We start from the raw sequence: 3,508 nt of genomic DNA on the forward strand, positions 1-3,508 counted from the left end.
CGCCCCACCTCCAGGGTTGGCAGTCTGAAAATCATCCAGCCCCCGGAGCGGCCACCCCCGGAGCCGCCCCCGGCCCCCCACCCTCCCGAGAGCCCGACCCCCCACCCGTCAACGGGCCCCCCGCCGAGCCTCCCGCACCCGCCGCAGCCGGTTCACCAGCACCGGCGCGTGCGCCAGCGCCTCCTCCCGGTCCAGCAGCGCGTTCAGCACCTGGTAGTACCGCGTCGGGGAGAGCCCCAGCTCCTCCCGGATCGCCCGCTCCTTGGCCCCCGCCGTCCGCCACTGCCGCCCCTCCAGCGCCAGCACCGCCCGGTCCCGCTCGCTCAGCTCGCCCACCGCCGACACCTCCGTCCACCGCTACGGAGTGTCATTCTCGCGCGCGACCCGGACACACACTGCTCGCCCCACCGCTCCCCGCGCCCGGCTACCGTCACCCCCATGACCACGCCGAGCTTCGCCCTGCACATCCCGACCGCCGACCTCGACCCCGACCCGCTCGACCCGTCCCAGATCGTCTCGGGCACCCCCGAGGTCACCGGCAGGGTGCTCTCCGAGTCCGCCGACGGCCGCCACCTGCGCGGTCTCTGGCAGATCACCCCCGGCGTGGTCACGGACGTCGAGGCGGACGAGATGTTCGTGGTGCTCAGCGGCCGGGCCACGATCGAGGTCGAGGGCGGCCCGACCCTGGAGGTCGGCCCGGGCGACTGCGCGGTGCTGCGCGAGGGCGACCGCACCACCTGGACGGTCCACGAGACCCTCCGCAAGGCCTACGCCATCACGCTGCCCTGAGCCCCGTCGGGGCCGGGGCGGACCACGCCCCGGCCCCGACGGCCTGCTACTTGCGGACCTTCACCGCTTCCTTCACCGCCGCGTCCTGCAGTCCTTCGAGCACCTGCTTCGGATCCCCCGTCACGGCCTGCCCGATCCCGGCCTTGATCCGGTTGCTGACCTCGCCCCAGGCCGGGTCCCCGAACGGGTAGAAGCTCGCGTTGCTGAGCCCGACCGCGAACTGCTTGAGGTCCTCGTGCTTGGGGTCGGACGACATCTGGGCGAACGCGTCCTGGGTGACCGGCAGGAGGTTGTACTGCTCGTCGAACTTCAGCTGGTTGTCCTTGCCGTAGACGAACGCCAGGAACTTCTTGATCTCGTTCTTGTGCCCGTTCGCCTTCAGCGCCATCATCCAGTCCGCGACCCCGAGGCTCCCGGTCCGTCCGACGCCGTCCTTCTTCGGGATCGGCGCCGTGCCGAACTCGATCTTCCCGGCGGTCGCCATCCGCAGCAGGGTCGGGTGCCCGTTCAGCATCGCGACCTTCCCGGCGGCGAAGTCCTGGAACACCGGGGTGCGGTTCATCTTGCCCGGGTCCGGGTACGTCAGCCCGGTGGCCACCAGGTTGCTCTTCAGCCAGCCGAAGGTGGCCTGGTTCTGGGCGCTGTCGATGGTGTAGTTGCCGACGTCGTCGGAGATGCTGCCGCCGCCGCTCAGCGTCCACAGCATCGACTCGGCCGGTGCCTCCTCCGGCCCCAGCGGCAGCCCGTACGGGGTCACCCCCGGCACCTTGGCCTTGATCTTCTCGGCGTCCTGCCGCAGCTCGTTCCAGGTGGCCGGCGGCTGGGTGATCCCGGCCTGCCGGAAGACCGCCTTGTTGTAGAAGAGCACCCGCGAGGAGGAGACGAACGGGATCCCGTACTGCGTCCCGACCACCTGCCCGGCGTGCGCGAAGGTGTCCAGGAACCTGGCCTGGGTGTCCACCGAGAGCACGTCGGAGGCCGGGTACAGCCGGTCCGCCGCGACCTGGTCCGCGAAGCCGCCGGTCTGGAGCAGGTCCGGCGACTTGCCGGCGGCGATCATGTCCTCGACCTTCTTGCCGATCTCGGTCCAGCTGTCCACCTCGACGCTGACCCTGATCCCGGGGTTGGCCGCCTCGAAGTCCCTGGCGACCGCGTCCCAGTAGTGCTGGGAGCTGGTCTCGGGGCTCTCCCCGTAGTCGGCGGCGACCAGTCTGAGGGTGACCGGCCCGTCGTCCTGCCCGCCGCAGGCACTGACCGCGGTGAGGACCAGTGCTCCGGCCAGCGCACCGCCGAGCACACGGGTGGGAACGTGGACGCGCCTGTTCAACGCGGGTACCGCCTTCGGGGGGATGGAACGGGGGGTGAACGCAGCCGGAACGGGGGAATCCGGCAGGGGGACGCGCAACACTCCCAAACCCGTCGACCACCGGTCCACACCACCGCCCGGCGCCGCCCCAGTAGTTATCGAAGTGCTCGGCGTCATTGCACAATGCGCAACAAAACCCCCACTCACCCCGGTCCGCACCCGCCCCGCACCCCGGCGCAAAGCCGCGCACACCCCCGCAGCTGCGACAAAGCTCACCCAGTATGGACCAGACCAATCCGACAACTGGACTAGACCTCTTCTACCCGCCCAAGGGAAACTGTCCTCCGTGAAGCACGTCATCGCACTCGATGTAGGCGGCACCGGCATGAAGGCCGCGCTGCTCGCCCAGGACGGCTCCGTGCTGTTCGAGGCACGCCGACCGACCGGGCGGGAGCACGGCACGGACGCCGTCGTCGCCGCCATCCTCGACTTCGCCACCGACCTGGCGGACGAGGGCCGCAGCCGTTTCGGCGTCGCCCCGCTCGCGGCCGGTGTCGCCGTCCCGGGCACGATCGACGAGAAGAACGGCATCGCGGTCTTCTCCGCCAACCTCGGCTGGCGCGAGCTCCCGCTGCGCAAGCTCCTCGGCGAGCGCCTGGCCGGACCGGACGGCGGCGCGATGCCGGTGGCCCTCGGCCACGACGTGCGCTCCGGCGGCCTGGCCGAGGGCCGGCTCGGAGCCGGCCGCGGCGTCGACCGCTTCCTGTTCATCGCCCTCGGCACCGGCATCGCCGGCGCCATCGGCATCGACGGCCGGATCGAGGCCGGCGCGCACGGCTACGGCGGCGAGATCGGCCATGTCGTGGTCCGCCCGGGCGGACCGCAGTGCGGCTGCGGCGCCCGCGGCTGCCTGGAGACGCTGGCCTCGGCCTCCGCCGTCTCCCGCGCCTGGGCCGAGACCAGCGGCGACCCCGACGCCGACGCGGCATCCTGCGCCGCCGCGGTGGACGCCGGGGACGACCGCGCCCTCGCGGTCTGGCAGCGCGCCGTCGACGCCCTGGCGGACGGCATCGTGCTGGCCCAGAGCCTGCTCGACCCGTCCACCGTGATCGTCGGCGGCGGGCTGGCCGAGGCCGGCGACACGCTCTTCACTCCGCTGCGCGCGGCGGTCACCGGGCGACTGACCTTCCAGATGCCCCCGAAGGTCGTACCCGCCATGCTCAAAGACACCGCCGCGTCCCTGGGCGCGGGCCTGCTCGCCTGGGATCTGCTCTCCATGGAGGTGACCGCGTGACCACCGCGGACCGTGACCGTACTGCCCTGGCCGGTGCCCGGCTGGTCCTGCCCGGCGGCGTCGTCGAGGGCGACCGCCTCGCCGTCGAGGGCGAGCGCATCGCCGGCCTCGGCGGCGAC

4 protein-coding genes are annotated in these 3,508 nt (G+C 72.3%); 2 read left to right on the plus strand and 2 right to left on the minus strand.

The window, feature by feature from the left end; all coding sequences use genetic code 11:
- Nucleotides 1–108: 108 nt before the first annotated feature.
- Complete coding sequence (locus ACWDCZ_RS39440) at nucleotides 109–336, minus strand: DUF3263 domain-containing protein (RefSeq protein WP_079272731.1); 228 nt, start codon at nucleotides 334–336, stop codon at nucleotides 109–111.
- Nucleotides 337–438: 102 nt separating this feature from the next.
- Between ACWDCZ_RS39440 and ACWDCZ_RS39445 the strand changes: the two genes are divergently transcribed.
- The gene (locus ACWDCZ_RS39445; RefSeq protein WP_049655188.1) at nucleotides 439–789 is read left to right on the plus strand and encodes a cupin domain-containing protein; all 351 of its coding nucleotides are present in this window, start codon (nucleotides 439–441) and stop codon (nucleotides 787–789) included.
- Nucleotides 790–835: 46 nt separating this feature from the next.
- Here the strand turns inward: ACWDCZ_RS39445 and ACWDCZ_RS39450 are convergent, their stop codons facing one another.
- The gene (locus tag ACWDCZ_RS39450) at nucleotides 836–2,116 is read right to left on the minus strand and encodes an extracellular solute-binding protein (protein ID WP_387977172.1); all 1,281 of its coding nucleotides are present in this window, start codon (nucleotides 2,114–2,116) and stop codon (nucleotides 836–838) included.
- Between the two features lie 325 nt (nucleotides 2,117–2,441).
- Between ACWDCZ_RS39450 and ACWDCZ_RS39455 the strand changes: the two genes are divergently transcribed.
- A complete protein-coding gene (locus tag ACWDCZ_RS39455) occupies nucleotides 2,442–3,389 on the plus strand; it encodes an ROK family protein (RefSeq protein WP_049655186.1) in 948 nt (315 codons plus the stop codon).
- The last annotated feature ends 119 nt before the right edge of the window (nucleotides 3,390–3,508 follow it).

The organism is Kitasatospora sp. NPDC001225 (assembly GCF_053597855.1).